The following is a 16527-nucleotide window of genomic DNA, read 5'->3' as shown; positions in this document are numbered from 1 at the left end:
CATCCCGCACTCAGTCGTTCTCGACGCGGCGCAGCCGGCCCGCCGTGTCCGGCCAGGGCACATGTGTCGGCTCCAGCGGGACCAGGGCCTTGGCCAGGAACGCGTCGCGCAGCACGATCCCGGCGGGCGAGAGCTCGCTGATCGCCAGCTCGACGTCGGCGCCGTCGAGCAGCCAGTGCTCCGCGAGCTCGCGCAGGCCCCGATCGAGCACCAGCTCCTCGGCCGAGTGGTAGTCCTGCGCGTCCCCGACGGCGTGGCCGAGTCGGTTGCGCGGGATCACGTCGGCGTAGTCGTCGGTCACGGGCTCGAGGTAACCCACGGTCTCGCCGTCCTCCCGCGTGACCGCGAGCCAGGTGTCGACGGGGGCTGTTTCCGGCATCGTCATGGCTCGACCATAGGGTCGCCCGCCGCGCCGGTGCTCGCTGATTTCCGGGCTCGGCGCCGCTGGGCTCAGCCCAGGTCGGACTTCCGGATCAGCCCGTGCACGCCGACCGTGCGGTCGACGACCTGCGAGACCGCGAAGTCGGCCGCCGCGGAGAGGTAGGCGTAGGCGACCGCCCGGTCCAGGCCGTGGTCGTGCTCCAGGAAGTCGAGCGCGTTCACGACGGCCCGGCGCATCGCGACGTCGAGGTCGCTGAGCTGGCCCCCCACCGCGCCGTCCGGGTCGGACAGACCGATCGGGATCCATGCGTCCCGCGTCTCGGCGAACGGGTAGGAGTACGCGACCGAGGGTGCGTCCCCGGAACCCGGCTTGCAGACGGTGAGCCGGAACGTGCCGCGCAGCGAGCCCTCCATCGCGGTGAGCGCCACCTCGCCGTCGCCCATCGCCATGTGCGGGTCGCCGACGTAGAAGAGCGCGCCCTCCGCGCTGACCGGCAGGTAGAAGGTGGAGCCGGCACCCAGGTGGCTGATGTCGATGTTGCCGCCGCCCAGCGTCGGCGGGATCGAGTTGGCCTCGGGCGCGGTCAGCCCTGTCGTGTCGGCGTAGGCGACGCCCATCATCCCGAAGAAGGTCCTGAGCGGGAACCGCACCCGCCCGCGGCCCGAACCCATGGTCGCGTGGTCGCCGCGCACCTGGGCGAACACGGACACGTTCCCGTACTCGGTCGGGATGCCGGAGCCGCGGCCGTCGGTGCCGATGGGCGGCATCACCTCGTCGAGCGTGATCCCGGCTGGAGCGCCTGCGGCGGTCCGGGCCAGCGCGCCCTTGCCGTGCCTCGACGAGACCACGCCGTAGGGCACGCGCGGCGTCGCCTCCAGCGTCTCGATCTTCAGCACGTCGCCCGGCTCGGCGCCGTCCACGAAGACGGGCCCGGTCACGATGTGCGGCCCGTCGACGTCGAAGTCGCGCGGCGTGCGGGAGTACCCGGCGGCGATCGCGGCGGCGTCCTCCAGCACCTCGCGGCGGTGGACGCCGTGTTCGCCGAAGTACGCGACCGGGTCACGGCCCTGGTCCTCGAGGATGCCCTCGTGGGACACGGCGTCGATGGTGACGGTCTGCCCTGAGCGCATCCGGGTCACGGCGTCGGCGTGCACCGACGGGACGTAGCCCCACAGGACGTCGTCGACGTCCGAGCCCAGGTAGACGTCGCCGCGGATGCGGCCCCGGCCGGGCTGGAGCACCCCGGAGTACCGCCCCGAGCCCTGGCCTGCGCCCGCGCCCCGGCCCGCGGACAGGGTCGCGCTCGCGGCCGACACCGCCGGCCCGGCGGCCAGTGCCGACCCGGCTCCCACGCCCAGTGCGGCCTGCAGGAACCGCCGTCGGCCCAGGGCCGCGACCAGGGTCTCCGCTGCGGTACGTCCGTCTCGGTGTCCGCGAAGTGTCACGGGTCCACGCTCCTTCGGTCTGGGGCGCGGTCGGGCACCGCGCGATCCCGACGGTAGGAAGCGGAGATTTCGCCCGGATGTGCCGGTCGTTACGAGGCGCTACGCGCTGCGCCCGGCGATCGACCATGCAGTTGCTGCCAGTCCGAGACCGCGACTGGCAGCAACTGCATGGTCGGCAGATCGGGGGCGGCCGGGCAGCCTAGCCAGTCGGCCGGCCAGGCAAGCCCCGGCCAGGCAGGCGCCGGCCAGGCCGGCCCAGGCCGCGACAGACCACCCGGCCGCACGCCGGAGACCGCCCGTCAGTCGAAGTAGCGCGCCACGTCGACCGGGCCGCCCTGCGCGGCGAACTCCTCGTGCACGGCGGCCCGCAGTCCGGCGTCGGACAGGTAGTCCAGGGCCGTCGCCGCGAGCCCGGCGGCGCTGTCGACGGCGGCGGAGACCGCTGCGGGCGTCGCGGCGGCGGCCGCGAACTCGGCGGTGTGCAGTGCGACGTCGGGCTCGGAGACCTGAACGAGCGGGTGGATACCGGGGACGCGGAACGAGACGTTGCCGAAGTCGGTGGACGCGGCGAGCGTCTCCGAGAGCACGCCGGCCGGCAGCGGGTCCCGCCCGCGCCGGCGCTGGGCCGCGACCCAGCGGCCGGTCAGCGCCTCGTTCGTGCGCACCGGCAGGCTCGGGTGCGCGCCGTCGTCCCAGGTGATCTCCACCTCGGTACCGGTCATCAGGGCCGCACCGCGGGCGATGTCGTCGAGACGGCGCGATAGGTCGCGCAGGGTGTCCGGGTACTTGGACCGCGCGTACAGGTGCACCACCGCGCGCTCGGTGATGATGCTCGGCCGGGTGCCGCCCTCGGCGATCGTCGCGTGCACCCGGTCCACCGGCGGCATCTGCTGCCGCAGCAGGCCGATGCCCTGGTACGCGAGTGTCGCGGCGTCGAGCGCGTTGCGGCCCATGTAGGGCTGGGCCGAGGCATGCGCGGGGCGCCCCGTGAACGTCCAGGTCAGCAGACGCCGTCCGAGCCAGACCTGGTCGGCGACGTCGAGCCCGTAGGGGTGCACCATGATCGCGGCGTCGATCCCCTCCAGCGCCCCGTTGCGCGCCAGCACCTCCTTGCCGGAGTGCCCCTCCTCGGCGGGCGTGCCGAGCAGCACGACGCGACCGGCCGGGACGGCGGCATCGTCCGAGGTCAGCGCGCGATGCAACGCGAGGAACGCGCCGACGCCGGACGCCGCGATGACGTTGTGGCCGCAGGCGTGCCCGATGCCCGGCAGCGCGTCGTACTCCGCGCAGATCGCGATCGTGGGCCCGGCGGCGTCGCCGGTCTCGGCCCGGAACGCCGTCGGCACCCCGTGGGCGCCCAGCTTCGCCTCGACGCCGTGCCGCGCCAGCACCTCCACCAGGGTCGCGGCGCTGCGGTGCTCCTCGAACGCCGGCTCCGGGTGCTCGTGCAGCCGCCGGACGATCTCAGCGAGGTCCGGCTCGAGCTCGTCCGCGGCCCGCTCGACCGCGGCGACCAGACCGGCGGGCGCGCCACCGGCGGGCGCGCCACCGGCGGGCCGGGCGCCGTCCCCGCCGTCGGGCACCGCGGCGGCCAGGGCGGCCCGCCGTCCCGCGGTCTCGGCGACCAGGTGGTCCAGATAGGCGGTGCTGGGCGGGGTGGGGCGGTTCATGCGGTCCATCGTATGGAAAGCGTTACACGACCGAAAAATCACCCTTTACATTACGGCCCTAGGCTGCCTGACCACCGGAGACCCGAGGGAGACCGCTGTGAGCAACGCTGCTTCGCCCGTCCGACCGTCCCGCACGGACAGGTTCCTGGGCGCCGTCGAACGGCTCGGCAACCGGCTGCCCGAACCGTTCACGCTCTTCCTGATCCTGTTCCTGGTGATCGCGCTCGTCTCGACGTTCATGGCGCTCGCCGGCGTGACCGTGCAGGTCCCGGGCGCCGAGGAGGTCACCGAGATCCAGGGCCTGTTCACGCCCGAGGGAATGACGTGGTTCACCCAGAACATCGGCGCGAACTACATCGGCTTCCCGCCCCTGCTCACCGTGCTGACCATCTGGCTCGCCGTCGGCGTGGCGGAGAAGACGGGCCTGCTCGCCGCGGGCGTCCGCGCCGTCTTCGGCTCGGCGCCGCGCTGGGCGCTGCCCTACGCCGTGGGGTTCGTGGGTGTGCTGGGCTCCGTCATGTCCGACAGCGCGTTCATCGTCATCCCGCCGCTCGCGGCGCTCGTGTTCCGGGCAGCGGGCCGGCACCCGGTGGCGGGCCTGCTCGGCGGGTTCGCGGCGGCCGGCGCCGGCTACTCCACGAACATCGCCGTGACCAGCCTGGATGCGCTGTTCGCCGGCATCACCACGGCGGTCACCGAGATCCTGCCGAACCCCGGCGACCCCGTGAACCCGCTGTCGAACTGGTACTTCAACGTGGTCGCGGCGGTCATGCTGTCCGTGCTCGCCGGGTTCCTCATCGACCGGGTCCTGGAACCGCGCCTCGTCCGCCAGGGCGTCCCCGTCGAGGAGGCGCGCCTCGCCGACACGGTGGTGCCAGACGACGAACCGCCCGTCACCGCCGACCTCACGGCGACCGAACGGCGCGGCCTGACGTTCGCGACCGGCTCCCTGCTGCTGGTCGCCGCGGTGCTCGCCGTGGCGTTCGTGCTGCCCGGCTCTCCGTGGCGCAACGAGGACGGCGGGTTCCTGCCCGAGTCGCCGCTGCTCGGCTCGATCACCTTCGTCATCTTCGTGCTCTTCATGGTGCCCGGCGTGGTCTACGGCATCGTGACCCGGTCGGTGACCTCGATGAAGGACGTGCCGCGGCTGCTGGAGCAGTCCGTCAAGGACATGGCGGGATTCCTGGTCCTCGCGTTCGTGCTGGGCCAGTTCATCGCGCTGTTCAACTGGTCCGGCGTGGGCCAGTGGATCGCCGTGGCGGGCGCCGAGGGCCTGGAGTCGAGCGGCCTGACCGGCTACGGCGCGATCATCGGCTTCCTGGCGCTCGCGTCCCTCCTGAACCTGTTCATCATCTCGGGCTCGTCCCTGTGGACCATCATGGCGGCCGTGTTCGTGCCGATGTTCGCGCTCATCGGTTACGAGCCCGGGTTCGTACAGGCTGCCTTCCGGGTTGGCGACTCCGCGACGCAGATCATCACGCCCCTGAACCCGTACATGATCGTGCTGCTCACGTTCCTGCGGCGCTGGGAGCCGAAGGCAGGCCTGGGCAGCGTGATCGCGCGGTTGCTGCCCTTCACCGTGGCCTTCTGGCTGGTGTGGGCCGCGATCCTGTCCGTGTTCTTCTTCCTCGACCTGCCGATCGGGCCGGGCAACGGGATCTTCCTGGAGTGAAGGGGATCAGGCCCTGCTCTTGTCGACCGAGCCTGCGGTTCCGCTCCGGTTCAGTCGAGGTAGTCCTTCACGAGCTGCTCCGCCAGGCCCGTGTACGTGGCCGGGGTCAGTGCGGCGAGGCGGGCGGCGACGTCGTCGGGCAGGCCCAGGCCCGCGACGAACTCGCGCATGCGTGCGCCGTCGACCCGCTGGCCGCGAGTCAGGTCCTTGAGGCGCTCGTACGGGTTCTCCATGCCGGGCACGCCGGCGACCGACGCCGCACGCATCGCGGACTGGACGGGCTCACCCAGCACCTCCCAGTTGGCGTCGAGGTCCTCGCGCAGCAGGGTCTCGTTCACGGCCAGGCGGTCCAGACCACGCGAGACGTTGTCGATCGCGAGCAGGCTGTGCCCGAACGCCGGACCGATGTTGCGCTGCGTCGTGGAGTCGGTGAGGTCGCGCTGCAGGCGGCTCGTCACCAGCGTGGCCGAGAGGGTGTCCAGCAGCGAGCACGAGATCTCGAGGTTCGCCTCGGCGTTCTCGAACCGGATGGGGTTCACCTTGTGCGGCATCGTGGACGAGCCCGTGGCGCCCGCGACCGGGATCTGCGTGAAGAACCCGAGCGAGATGTAGGTCCACACGTCGGTCGCGAGATTGTGCAGGATCCGGTTGAACCGGGCGACGTCGGCATAGACCTCGGCCTGCCAGTCGTGCGACTCGATCTGCGTGGTCAGCGGGTTCCAGTCCAGTCCGAGGCCCTCGACGAACGCCTTCGAGACGGCGGGCCAGTCGGCCGACGGGACGGCGACCGTGTGCGCGCCGTAGGTGCCCGTGGCCCCGTTCAGCTTGCCCAGGAACTCGGCGCCGTCGACGCGGCGGAGCTGACGGCGCAGGCGGTGCGCCAGCACGGCGAGCTCCTTGCCCAGGGTGGACGGCGTCGCGGGCTGGCCGTGCGTGCGCGACAGCAGGGGAGCGGCGGCGTGCTCGCGCGCCATGTCAGCGAGCTGGTCGACGACGGCGGTCGCGGCCGGCAGCCAGACCTCCCGGACCGCGCCCCGCACCATCAGCGCGTACGACAGGTTGTTGATGTCCTCGCTGGTGCACGCGAAGTGCACCAGTTCGCTCGCCGCGGGGAGGCCGGTCTCGCCGAGCACCTCCGGCGAGGCCGCGATGCGCCGCTTGATGAAGTACTCGACCGCCTTGACGTCGTGCACGGTCTCGCGCTCGATCTCGGCCAGCTCGGCGATCTCGGCCGCGCCGAACGTGGCGGGGATCGCGCGCAGGTACTCGATCTCGGCCTGCGTCAGCGTGGGCGCACCGGGGACGACGGGCGCCGCGACGCCCGTCGCGCCGTTGCACAGCGTGATCAGCCACTCCACCTCGACGTGGATGCGCTCGCGGTTCAGCGCGGCCTCGCTCAGGTGGTCCACGAGCGGGGCGACGGCCTTGCGATACCGGCCGTCCAGAGGGCCGAGCGCGATGGCGGGGCTCACCTCCGCGAGCGCGACGCGGGCGGCAGGGCTGGGCGTGGTGGTCTCAGGCACGTGCTCCATTCTCCCACGGGCGGGTCCTGCCGCGGCTCGTCGTCCACAGGACCGACCCTCTCGACGGTGCACCGGGGGCGCGAGCACGACCACAGGGAGCTGTCCCGGGGGTTCGTGCACAGGCCGGTCTGGCCGCCCGACGCCGGACCGGTTGCCCGGCTTAACGTCTCCGGAGGACATGACCGGGAGGCCGAGGGAGCGCGAGCGCCGATGAGCACGAGCCGTACGAGTGGGGCCTGGCCGAGCGAGGTCTGGGTGAGCGGGCTCGGTCCGAGCTGGGCTCGGCCGTGAGCGGGAGGGACCCGGCGTGCGCGCTCGGGAGCGGGCCGGCCCTGGAGAGCGCGCTGCCAGGGCTCGTCCGGGCCGCGGACCTGGTGGACCGCGCTTCGGCCGGGGTGCGGGCCGCCGCTGAGGTCGAGTGGGCCGCTCGGGCGGCGGAGCTGTATCGCCTGGCGGTCGACGACGTGGGGCGCGCCCTGGCACGCGATCGGGTCCTGCTCGACGAGGCCCTGCTGCTGGCCCGCAGCGGGTGGGCACGATGACCGGGGACCCGCGAAGGCCGCAGGACACGGTCACCGTCCACGGCGGGCGCGGCACCTCGACGGTCGAGTCGGAGTCCGTGCGGCGGGCGGCTGCGGCACTCGCCGGCGCCGCGGACGACCTGCGGGCGGCGGCCGTGCAGTGCCTGGGGGTGAGCCGGGACCTCGTGGTCGTGCCAGGCACGAGTTCGGCGGCGGGACCTACGTCCGGGGCGCCCGCTCATCTGTCGCCCGAGCTCACCCCGGAGGCAAACGCCCTCGCTCCCGCGGCGCTCGCGCTGGACGAGGTGGCGCGAGCCGGGGCACGCGGCCTCACGGAGCGGGCCGACATGTGCGACCTGCTCGGCTGGCGGTTGCTGCGCGCTGCCGGCCTCTACGAGGAGGCGGAGTCCACCGCACAACGCCTGCTCGGCGCGCTGGTCACGGCGGGGACGTTCGGCGTCGGGGCGGCAGCCGGTGTCCTGGGCTGGGCGGGTCTCGCGGGCCTCGGCCTCGTGGGCGGCGCCGAGGTCGCGGGACGCCTGGCCGGGGGAGCGTTCGCAGGTGGCCTTCCCGCCGCCGTGGCCGGGTGGGCCGGGGCCGAGGCGACGCGCGGCCTGGCGCCGTACTCGGACGAGGCGTTCGCCGGGCTGGGCGGTGGCGTCGCGCTGACCCGGCCCGGGCTGGCGCAGGGCCGCCAGGGCGTGTCCGGCGGGGCCGGAGCGCTCGCGCACGTGGCCCGCGAGGTCCCCGTGCTCGGCGAGGACGACGCCGGGATCCGGCTCGTGCGGCTCGGCCCCGGGGACTTCGCGGGTGGCGCGCTGCCGGCGTGGTCCGGCCGCGGGGCGGCGTCGGTGCAGGAGGCGCTGGCACGGATCGACGACCTCTACCCCGGTGCCGGCGGAGCACCCGAGGCCACGATCGCGGTCCAGCAGGTGACGAGGCCAAACGGCGTGGTGTCCTGGACGGTGCTGGTCCCCGGCACGCAGTCGGCGCTGCCCGCCGACCACCCCTGGGACGGGCGCACCGACCTCGAGCTGATGGCGGGCGAGGCCGACGGGGCCACCGCGGCGATCGAGCGGGCGCTCGTCGACTCCGGCGTCGGACCGGACGAGCCCGTGACTCTCGTGGGCCACAGCCTCGGCGGCATCGCGGCCACCGCACTCCTGTCCCGCGCGGGCTTCGCCGAGCGCTACCGGGTGGGCGGGCTGGTCACCGCCGGCGCGCCCACCGGGCTGCTGGCCACACCGCCCGGCGTCCCGGTGCTGCACCTGGAGACTCCCGAGGAGCTGGTCTCGCAGACCGACGGACGGTCCGCCGCGGAGAATCCCCGCACGCGGGACCGCGTCACGGTGGTGCGGTCGCTGCGGGACTCGGCTGCCGCGGCCGACCGGGCGGCATCGGGCAGCCTGCCCCAGGCGCACGCCGTCTCGACGCACGTCCGGACCCTGGACCTCGCCGTCGCGTCAGGCGACCCACGGGTGACCGGCACGGCCGACCGGATCGGCGCGCGGCTGGACGGGCCGGCCGCGAGCACCGTGTTCTTCCGCGCGGAACGGACCGGGTCGTGACCCAGGACGGATCAGTCCGAGATCCGCTTGGGCAGGAGGGCCAGCAGGATGGTCTGCACCACGGAGATCACGATCGCCGCCAGCACGTACCACCAGAAGCCGCCGTTCACCTCCAGGCCCCAGTTGGGGGTGTCCGAGAACCACGACTGGTTCGTGATGAGCGTGGTGATCCACAGCATCAGTGCGTTGATCAGCACCGACACCAGACCGAGGGTCAGGATGTAGAGCGGGAGCGAGATGAGCTGGACGATCGGCTTCACGATCATGTGAACCAGGCCGTAGACCACGGCCACCACGATCACGGCGAGAATCGTGCCGAGCGTGGTGCCGTCGCTCACGACGTCCATGTGGGAGCCGAGGATCAGGGCCGACAGCCCGATCGCGAGTGCGGTGATGAGGATGCTGGCCACGAGCTTCATCCGGTCATCGTGGCATGCTGACCCCCGTGGAAGAAGCATTCGTACCGCTCCGCGCGGCCGTGTCGGCCCTCCCCGCCTACGTTCCCGGTGCCCGCGTCGCCGCCGGTAGCCAGGCCTGGAAGCTCTCGTCCAACGAGAATCCGTATCCGCCGCTGCCGTCCGTGCTGGACGCGATCGCGCGCGGTGCGGCCGAGGTGAACCGGTACCCCGACATGTACGCCGGCGAGCTCGTCGAGGCGCTCGCGAGCCACACCGGTGTGGCCCCGGAGAACGTCGTCGTCGGCAACGGCTCGGTCGCCGTGCTCGCGCACGTGCTGCAGGCCGTCGTCGAGCACGGGGACGAGGTCGTGTTCCCGTGGCGGTCCTTCGAGGCCTACCCGATCGCGGTGGCCGTCGCCGGCGGCAAGGCCGTCATGGTCCCGGTCGAGGCGAGCACGGGCCGGCTCGACCTGCCCGCGATGGCGGCTGCCGTCACGCCCGCCACCCGTGTGGTGCTGGTCTGCACGCCGAACAACCCGACCGGACCCGCGGTGCACGCCGCCGAGCTGGAGACCTTCCTCGCGGCCGTGCCCCGCGACGTGCTGGTCGTCGTGGACGAGGCCTACCTGGAGTTCGTGCGCGACCCCGAGGTACCCGACGGCGTCGACCTGCTGCGCCGGCACCAGAACGTGGTGCTGCTGCGCACCCTGTCCAAGGCCTACGGGCTGGCGGGCCTCCGGGTGGGCTACGCCGTCGCCGAGCCCCGGCTCGCGGCGGGCATCCGGGCGGTGTCCACGCCGTTCGGAGTCTCGCACCTGGCGCAGGTCGCCGCGCTGGCCTCGCTGGCGCCCGCCGCGCAGAGCGAGCTGCTGGACCGCGTGGACGCGCTGGTCACCGAGCGCACGCGCGTCACCGAGTCGCTGCGAGAGCAGGGCTGGGACCTCCCGGACACGCAGGCGAACTTCGTCTGGTTCGGGCTGGGCGAGCCGACGGCGCAGCGGGCCGCCGAGGCGAGCGCCGCCGGCGTCCTGGTGCGGCCCTTCGCGGGCGACGGGCTCCGCGTGAGCATCGGCGAGACCGAGGCGAACGACGCGTTCCTCCGCATCGCGGCGACCTGGCGCTGACGACCTGGCGCTGACGACCTGGCGCTGACGACCTGGCGCTGACGACCTGGCGCTGACGGACGGCGCTGGGCCGGCTCAGCCGATCAGCGCGTCCGCCAGTACGCCGTCCCGGGCGGTCCAGGCGGGCGCCGCACCCACCAGGGAGTCGAGCCGCTCCAGCCGGCGGGCCGAGTCGGCGTCGGCGGGGGTGAGCACGACGACGCGTTCGCCCCGCTCGCGGTCCAGCCAGAGGCTCTGGAAGACCGTGTCGAGCTGGCCCACCCGGGAGGACTGGTAGCGGCGCAGCTGCCCGGGCCGGTCGCCCCGCACGTCGTGCTCGTCCCAGTACCGCACGAACTCCGGTGAGTGCTCGCGCAGGCCGCCCAGCAGCCCGCTCCACCTCGGGTGCTGCCGGAACTCGGCCTCCCGCGCGCGCAGCCGCCCGGCGAGGTCGCGGAGCACCACCTCGGGCTCCACGAGGCTGTCGCGCCACTCGTGGTTCGTGAACAGCAGCCAGGCGCAGTTCCGGTCGGCGGGATCGACCGAGTCGAGGTCGCCGAACAGGAACCGGTAGGTGCGGTTGGCCGCGACCAGGTCGTACGTCGCGGTCTGGAGCGCGGCGGGAAACGGCAGCAGCCGCTCCAGCAGCGCGATGTGCTCGGGGCGTACCTCCATGAGCGGATTCGGCGCGTCCACCCCCGTGTCGGCTGCCCGGCCGGCCAGGATCATGAGGTGCCGCCGCTCCTCGGGACGCAGGCGCAGCGTGCGCGCGACAGCGTCGAGCACCTGGTCCGACGGGTGGGACGCCCGCCCCTGCTCGAGCCACGTGTACCAGGTGACGCCCACCCCGGCGAGCTGCGCCACCTCCTCGCGGCGCAGCCCAGGCGTGCGACGCCGGCCGACCTGCGGCAGCCCGACGTCGGCCGGGGTCACGCGGCCGCGGCGCTCCCGCAGGAACGCCCCGAGCGCCTTGTGGTCCGGTGCTGTACTCGTCACCTGACCAGTGTCACCCCGCGAGGCGCGGGCAAACAGGTGCTGCCAGTACCCGTATGAACAGGCTCCTGGTACCAGGATGACGATCGGCGCACGGTCGGGGTATGACGACATCCCTCCGTACGGCGGTCGACCACGATGCGCTGCTGGGCCGGCCGGGAACCCCGGCGCTGCCCCTCCCAGCCGTGGCACCGGCGCTGACCTCGGGCGGCCTGGCCGTGCTGCTGCTCGCCTTCCTGCCCGTGAACTTCACGTTCGGCGCGGTGAACCTGCTGGTGCCCGCGATCGCGGCGGACCTGGGCGCCGGCCCGTCGGGCGGGGCGCTCGTGCTGTCCGCGTACACCACCACCTTCGCCGCCGGGCTGGTGGTCTCCGGTCGGTTGGGCGACCGCTACGGCCGCCGAAGGCTGCTCAGGATCGGGTTGGTCTCCTTCGGCCTGCTGGCCGTCCTGACCGGGCTCGCCCAGGACCTGATCTCCCTGGTGGCGCTGCGCGCGGCCCTGGGCCTGGCCGCCGGGCTGTTCACGCCCCAGGTGCTGACGAGCATCCAGGCCACCGCGCCCGAGCGGCTCCGCACCCGCGGAATCATCCTGTTCACGGCAGCCGGCGCGATTGCCTCGATCGCCGGCCAGGTCGTGGCGGGCGCGACCACCGTCGCGCTGCCGGAGCACCTGGCCTGGCGAGCGGTCCAGGTGATCACGGGCCTCATCGCGCTGCTGGCGCTGCCCGGTCTGCGCGCCGTGCCGGAGTCCCGCTCACCGGCGCCGCTCGGGCTCGACCTGCGGGGCGCCGCGCTGCTCGGGGGCGGGCTGGTCGCGCTGGTCGTACCGCTGACCCTCGGCCCGACGGCGGGGTGGCCGGCCTGGTCCATCGGCCTGCTGGTCGTGGCCGCGGTGACCCTGACGACCTTCGGCCTCGCACAGCGCGCCACGGAACGACGGGGCGGGCTGCCCGTGGCACCGCCGAGCGTGCTGCGGGTCCCGGCGGTGCGGATCGGCCTGACCATGACGCTGCTGTTCTTCGTCTCCTACAGCGCGTTCCTCTACGAGGTCTCGGAGTACTCGCCGACCACGTGGGGCGCCGACGGCTGGGACGTCGCGATGCTGACGCTCGGCTTCGGCGGCGGATTCTTCGTCGCCGCGCTGCTGCTGCCGGGGATCCTGCGCCGGGTGGGGCCGCGGATCATGGTCTATGCCGCGTCCGGTCAGGCGACGGCGCTGCTCGCCATCGCGCTGGTCGTCGGGCTCGACGACGGCCGGAGCGCCCCGCTGGCGCTGCAGCCGCTGCTCGTCGGTCTCGGCGCCGCGCAGGCCTTCATGTACGGGCCTGCGTTGCAGACGGTGCTCTCGCGCACCCCGGCCTGGGCGGCCGGCGTCGCGGGCGGGCTGCTGACCACGCTGCAACAGCTCGGGATCGGGCTGGGCGTGGCGCTGCTGGGCGGGCTCTTCCACGCTGTCGCAGGCCTGGCGGGTGGAGCGGCCGGCGGGACGGCCGCGGCGGACGCCACCGGGACGGGGTCCGGCCTGACCGTCGGCCTGGTCGCCGCCCTGGTCGTCCAGGCCGGGTGCGCCGTGGTGTTCGCCCTGCTGGCGCACCGCGTCGCGCGCAGGTCGGACGCAGAGTGATCGGTAGAACGTCAGATGATCGGTATTCCGAGCTGCCGACCATCTGACGTTCTACCGACCACTTGACGTTCTGCCGACCAACCCGGCTCAGCCCGCCAGGCAGCGGGCGATGTGGGCCCGGGTCGCTTCGGCCGCCCGGGTACCGACCTCCTGGTCGCCGGGGTAGTCGGCGTGCCCCGCAGGCAGGGTCTCCAGCTCCAGCGTGGGGCACGCCGGTCCGCCGGTCCGGGACGCGGCCACCGCCGCGACGGCGTTGGCCACGGCGAACTGCCCGGGCGGCGGCACCGCGGCGTCCCACAGTGCGCACTCGCAGCGCACGGGCACGCGCAGGTATCCGGCCGCCGTCGACGTGTCGAAGTAGCGCAGGACCTCCCGCGCCTCGGGGTGCTCGGCGACGTACCGGCGCACGGCCTCGCCGCTGCCGGTGCACTCCAGGCCGAGCCGCACGTCGTACTGCCCGAAGCTCGGCACCACGAACGTCGCGCCCACGAACCGCCGGTCCCACGGCACGGCCAGCGCCCCTATCCCGCCGAAGCTCTCGCCCACGTAGTACAGCGGCAGGTCGCCGGCGATCTCGACCAGCGCGTCGGCCGCGTGCCACAGGTCCACGGCGCAGCGCCCCAGGGAGTAGGTCTGCACCGACTCGATGCCGTGCACCACGTGAGCGGCGGCGTCGGCCGGGGCGCCCACGCCGGAGTTGAGCGCCCCGAGACCGCGTGCCACGGGGAAGACGACGGCGGCGTCGTCGGGCACCCGGTCGAAGTTCGGCGCGTCCCGGCCGCCGTAGCCGTGGCTGTGCACGATGCCGACCCGGGCGGCGCCGTCCGACGGCAGGGCAAGCCAGCCGCGCAGCCGCAGCCCGCCCGCGCCCGCGTGCTCCACCTCGTAGAGGTCGTGCGCGCCCTCGCGGCCGAGCGACGTCAGCCGCGGTTCGGGGCGTACCGCGCGCGAGGCCGCGAACCAGCCGTTCCACAGCTCGGCGAAGCCTGCGGGCGCCGGGGCCGGCGCCACGGCGAGCAGGGTTTCCCGGTCGTAGCCGTAGGTGCCGTCGATCGGGGCGTCGGGAAACCAGTCGGCATACGGATCGGGCAGGGGCATCGAACCAGTATCGGGTCGGGTCCCGGCGAGACGCGGACGCCGCGCGGACGGTGGGACGGCCCTGTTTCCGAGACCCGGTCGCACCCTTGGTGGGTTTCGACAAACGCTTCCCGGAGAGATTGGGGGACATCGCGGCAGACCAACCTACGGAGCCGTAGCCTACGCTTGCGTAGGCTACGACAGCGTAGGTTGCGGATCGGCCAAATTTCCGGCTGGACCCGTGCCAGGATGGAAAGGTCCCCGGAACGGGCCGGGCGTCTCCGCATCAGCGGGCGCTCGCGTCCGCAGGTGAAGGAGGAAAGTGTGACTACCACCAACGGCTCCAACGAGGCGATCCCGACGTTGCAGCTACTCGATCCCCGAGGGAGCCGCGTCACGACACGCGGCACCAAGGGCTATCGCGACCGCGCCGCCGCCCTGACCACGGAAGACCTCCGTGGCATGTACCGCGACATGGTCCTGACTCGTCGTTTCGACGACGAGGCGACCTCGCTCCAGCGGCAGGGCGAGCTCGCCCTGTTCGCGCCTGCTCGTGGCCAGGAGGCCGCGCAGGTCGGCAGCGCCTACGCGCTGCGGACGCAGGACTACGTCTTCCCGTCCTACCGGGAGCACGGCGTGCTGCACGTCCGCGGGCTGGACCCTGTCGACCGGCTGCGGTTCTTCCGCGGTTCGGACCACGGCGGCTGGAACCCGACCGAGCACAACACGGCCGTCTACACGATCGTGATCGGCGCCCACGCGCTGCACGCCGTCGGCTACGCCATGGGCGTCCAGCGGGACGCCACCCCGCACGACAAGCACGACGGCACCGCCGTGATCACCTACTTCGGCGACGGCGCCACCTCGCAGGGCGACGTCAACGAGGCCATGGTCTACGCGGCGGTGAACGAGGCGCCGGTCGTGTTCTTCCTGCAGAACAACCAGTGGGCCATCTCGGAGCCCACCACCCGGCAGACGAGGACCCCGCTGTACCGCCGCGGCGAGGCCTTCGGCATGCCGAGCCTGCGGGTCGACGGCAACGACGTGCTCGCGGTGTACGCCGCGACCCAGGAGGCGCTCGAGCGGGCCCGCAACGGCGAGGGCCCGAGCTTCATCGAGGCGTTCACCTACCGCATGGGTGCGCACACCACGTCTGACGACCCGACGCGCTACCGCACCAGCGACCAGGAGGAGGAGTGGCGGCGTCGCGACCCGATCGACCGGCTCGGCACCCTGCTGCGCGCCGAGGGCGGGCTCGACGACGACTTCGAGGCCGAGATCAAGGCCGCCGGGGACGAGCTGGGCGCGAAGCTGCGCACCGGCGTCCGTGCCCTCGACGGCGGCCCCGCCGTCTCGAGCACCTTCGACGACGTGTACGCCACGCCGCACGGCGTCGTCGCCGCAGAACGGGCCTGGTACGAGGCCTACGACGCCGGTGACCCGCCGGCGCCCCAGTACGCGATCGCGGAGTCGGCCCAGGGAGGCGCACGATGACAACCATGGCGGAACGAACGCAGACCACATCAGGCGGCGCCGCGGAGCCGGCGTCGGGCACCCAGACGCTGACGATGGGCAAGGCGATCAACGAGGGCCTGCGCGCCGCGATGCGGCGCGACGACAAGGTCATGCTCATGGGTGAGGACATCGGCCCCCTCGGCGGTGTCTTCCGCGTGACCGACGGCCTGCAGGCGGAGTTCGGCGAGCGGCGCGTGGTGGACACGCCCCTCGCGGAGTCCGGCATCGTCGGCACCGCGATCGGCCTGGCCATGCGCGGCTACCGGCCGGTCTGCGAGATCCAGTTCGACGGGTTCGTCTTCCCGGCGTTCAACCAGATCACCACGCAGCTCGCCAAGATCCACAACCGGACGCGCGGGGCCGTGCAGATGCCCGTCGTGATCCGGATCCCGTACGGCGGCGGCATCGGCGGCGTGGAGCACCACGGGGAGAGCCCGGAGGCGCTGTTCGCGCACACCGCGGGTCTGCGCGTGGTCTCGCCGAGCACCCCGCAGGACGCCTACACGATGATCCAGGAGGCCATCGCCTCCCCGGACCCCGTGATCTACTTCGAGCCGAAGAGCCGCTACTGGGGCAAGGGGCCGGTCGACCTGGGCGCGCCCGTCGGCACGGACACGCTCAACGCGGCCCAGGTCGTCCGCCAGGGCACCGACGTCACGCTGGTCGCGTACGGCCCGTCCACGGTGACGGCGCTCAAGACCGCCGACGCCCTCGCGGAGGAGGGCCGGTCCGCCGAGGTGATCGACCTGCGCGCCATCTCGCCGATCGACACCGCGGCAGTGGTGGCCAGCGTCCGCAAGACGGGCCGCTGCGTGGTCATCCACGAGGCGCCCGTGTTCTTCGGTGCCGGCGCCGAGATCGCGGCGCGGGTCACCGAGGAGTGCTTCTACGCGCTGGAGGCGCCCGTCCTCCGCGTGGGCGGCTTCCACACCCCGTACCCCGTGGCCAAGCACGAGCACGAGTACCTGCCGAGCGTGGACCGTGTGCTCGACGCCGTCGACCGTGCCTTCGCGCACTGACCCAGGAGTGAACCGA

General features: G+C 73.3%; 14 protein-coding genes. 7 read left to right on the top strand and 7 right to left on the bottom strand.

The window, feature by feature from the left end; genetic code table 11:
• Positions 1 to 10: 10 nt before the first annotated feature.
• From ACH47X_RS25025 to ACH47X_RS25015, 3 genes are all read right to left on the bottom strand, one after another.
• Positions 11 to 385 carry a hypothetical protein gene (locus ACH47X_RS25025; RefSeq protein WP_051433392.1) on the bottom strand — a complete coding sequence of 125 codons (375 nt, stop codon included), beginning with the start codon at positions 383 to 385 and terminating at the stop codon, positions 11 to 13.
• A gap of 65 nt (positions 386 to 450) precedes the next feature.
• The gene (locus ACH47X_RS25020; RefSeq protein WP_397407885.1) at positions 451 to 1827 is read right to left on the bottom strand and encodes an acetamidase/formamidase family protein; all 1377 of its coding nucleotides are present in this window, start codon (positions 1825 to 1827) and stop codon (positions 451 to 453) included.
• A 299-nt stretch (positions 1828 to 2126) separates the two neighbouring features.
• Entirely contained in the window at positions 2127 to 3506 is a 1380-nt protein-coding gene (locus ACH47X_RS25015) for a M20 family metallopeptidase (RefSeq protein WP_397407883.1), read from the bottom strand.
• An 88-nt stretch (positions 3507 to 3594) separates the two neighbouring features.
• Between ACH47X_RS25015 and ACH47X_RS25010 the strand changes: the two genes are divergently transcribed.
• On the top strand, positions 3595 to 5169 hold the full coding sequence (locus ACH47X_RS25010) for an AbgT family transporter (protein WP_397407881.1): 1575 nt from the start codon (positions 3595 to 3597) through the stop codon (positions 5167 to 5169).
• A gap of 50 nt (positions 5170 to 5219) precedes the next feature.
• Here ACH47X_RS25010 and purB read toward each other — a convergent pair whose 3' ends face one another.
• The gene (purB, locus tag ACH47X_RS25005; protein WP_397407879.1) at positions 5220 to 6701 is read right to left on the bottom strand and encodes an adenylosuccinate lyase; all 1482 of its coding nucleotides are present in this window, start codon (positions 6699 to 6701) and stop codon (positions 5220 to 5222) included.
• Positions 6702 to 6979: 278 nt separating this feature from the next.
• Between purB and ACH47X_RS25000 the strand changes: the two genes are divergently transcribed.
• Entirely contained in the window at positions 6980 to 7234 is a 255-nt protein-coding gene (locus ACH47X_RS25000) for a hypothetical protein (RefSeq protein WP_397407877.1), read from the top strand.
• Complete coding sequence (locus ACH47X_RS24995) at positions 7231 to 8781, top strand: hypothetical protein (protein WP_397407875.1); 1551 nt, start codon at positions 7231 to 7233, stop codon at positions 8779 to 8781. Before ACH47X_RS25000 ends, ACH47X_RS24995 begins: the two co-directional genes overlap by 4 nt.
• A gap of 11 nt (positions 8782 to 8792) precedes the next feature.
• On the opposite strand, the gene ACH47X_RS24990 is transcribed toward ACH47X_RS24995, so the two are convergent.
• Entirely contained in the window at positions 8793 to 9200 is a 408-nt protein-coding gene (locus ACH47X_RS24990; protein ID WP_036969726.1) for a phage holin family protein, read from the bottom strand.
• Positions 9201 to 9214: 14 nt separating this feature from the next.
• Between ACH47X_RS24990 and hisC the strand changes: the two genes are divergently transcribed.
• Entirely contained in the window at positions 9215 to 10303 is a 1089-nt protein-coding gene (hisC, locus tag ACH47X_RS24985; protein WP_397407872.1) for a histidinol-phosphate transaminase, read from the top strand.
• A 75-nt stretch (positions 10304 to 10378) separates the two neighbouring features.
• On the opposite strand, the gene ACH47X_RS24980 is transcribed toward hisC, so the two are convergent.
• Positions 10379 to 11278 (bottom strand): helix-turn-helix transcriptional regulator, encoded by a 900-nt coding sequence (locus tag ACH47X_RS24980; RefSeq protein WP_397407870.1) that lies wholly within the window; start codon positions 11276 to 11278, stop codon positions 10379 to 10381.
• A 101-nt stretch (positions 11279 to 11379) separates the two neighbouring features.
• Between ACH47X_RS24980 and ACH47X_RS24975 the strand changes: the two genes are divergently transcribed.
• Positions 11380 to 12900 (top strand): MFS transporter, encoded by a 1521-nt coding sequence (locus tag ACH47X_RS24975; RefSeq protein WP_397407868.1) that lies wholly within the window; start codon positions 11380 to 11382, stop codon positions 12898 to 12900.
• An 87-nt stretch (positions 12901 to 12987) separates the two neighbouring features.
• Here ACH47X_RS24975 and ACH47X_RS24970 read toward each other — a convergent pair whose 3' ends face one another.
• Positions 12988 to 13998, bottom strand: coding sequence for an acetylxylan esterase (locus tag ACH47X_RS24970; protein WP_397407866.1), 1011 nt, complete (start codon positions 13996 to 13998; stop codon positions 12988 to 12990).
• A gap of 303 nt (positions 13999 to 14301) precedes the next feature.
• Between ACH47X_RS24970 and pdhA the strand changes: the two genes are divergently transcribed.
• Together pdhA and ACH47X_RS24960 are read left to right on the top strand one after the other, a co-directional pair.
• A complete protein-coding gene (gene pdhA, locus ACH47X_RS24965; RefSeq protein ID WP_397407864.1) occupies positions 14302 to 15471 on the top strand; it encodes a pyruvate dehydrogenase (acetyl-transferring) E1 component subunit alpha in 1170 nt (389 codons plus the stop codon).
• Positions 15472 to 15476: 5 nt separating this feature from the next.
• Complete coding sequence (locus ACH47X_RS24960; RefSeq protein WP_397407862.1) at positions 15477 to 16511, top strand: alpha-ketoacid dehydrogenase subunit beta; 1035 nt, start codon at positions 15477 to 15479, stop codon at positions 16509 to 16511.
• Positions 16512 to 16527 lie beyond the last annotated feature (16 nt).

Source organism: Promicromonospora kroppenstedtii (assembly GCF_044389675.1).
Lineage (GTDB): Bacteria > Actinomycetota > Actinomycetes > Actinomycetales > Cellulomonadaceae > Promicromonospora > Promicromonospora kroppenstedtii.
Note: the sequence above shows the minus strand (reverse complement) of the source record. Positions and strands in the feature narration are given on the sequence as shown.

Bases quoted from the DNA above. Each gene is read 5' to 3' on its own strand.
- ACH47X_RS25025 (WP_051433392.1), bottom strand. From the start codon at position 385: ATGACGATGCCGGAAACAGCCCCCGTCGACACCTGGCTCGCGGTCACG.
- ACH47X_RS25015 (WP_397407883.1), bottom strand. From the start codon at position 3,506: ATGGACCGCATGAACCGCCCCACCCCGCCCAGCACCGCCTATCTGGAC.
- purB (WP_397407879.1), bottom strand. From the start codon at position 6,701: ATGGAGCACGTGCCTGAGACCACCACGCCCAGCCCTGCCGCCCGCGTC.
- ACH47X_RS24995 (WP_397407875.1), top strand. From the start codon at position 7,231: ATGACCGGGGACCCGCGAAGGCCGCAGGACACGGTCACCGTCCACGGC.
- ACH47X_RS24990 (WP_036969726.1), bottom strand. From the start codon at position 9,200: ATGAAGCTCGTGGCCAGCATCCTCATCACCGCACTCGCGATCGGGCTG.
- hisC (WP_397407872.1), top strand. From the start codon at position 9,215: ATGCTGACCCCCGTGGAAGAAGCATTCGTACCGCTCCGCGCGGCCGTG.
- ACH47X_RS24975 (WP_397407868.1), top strand. From the start codon at position 11,380: ATGACGACATCCCTCCGTACGGCGGTCGACCACGATGCGCTGCTGGGC.
- ACH47X_RS24970 (WP_397407866.1), bottom strand. From the start codon at position 13,998: ATGCCCCTGCCCGATCCGTATGCCGACTGGTTTCCCGACGCCCCGATC.
- ACH47X_RS24960 (WP_397407862.1), top strand. From the start codon at position 15,477: ATGGCGGAACGAACGCAGACCACATCAGGCGGCGCCGCGGAGCCGGCG.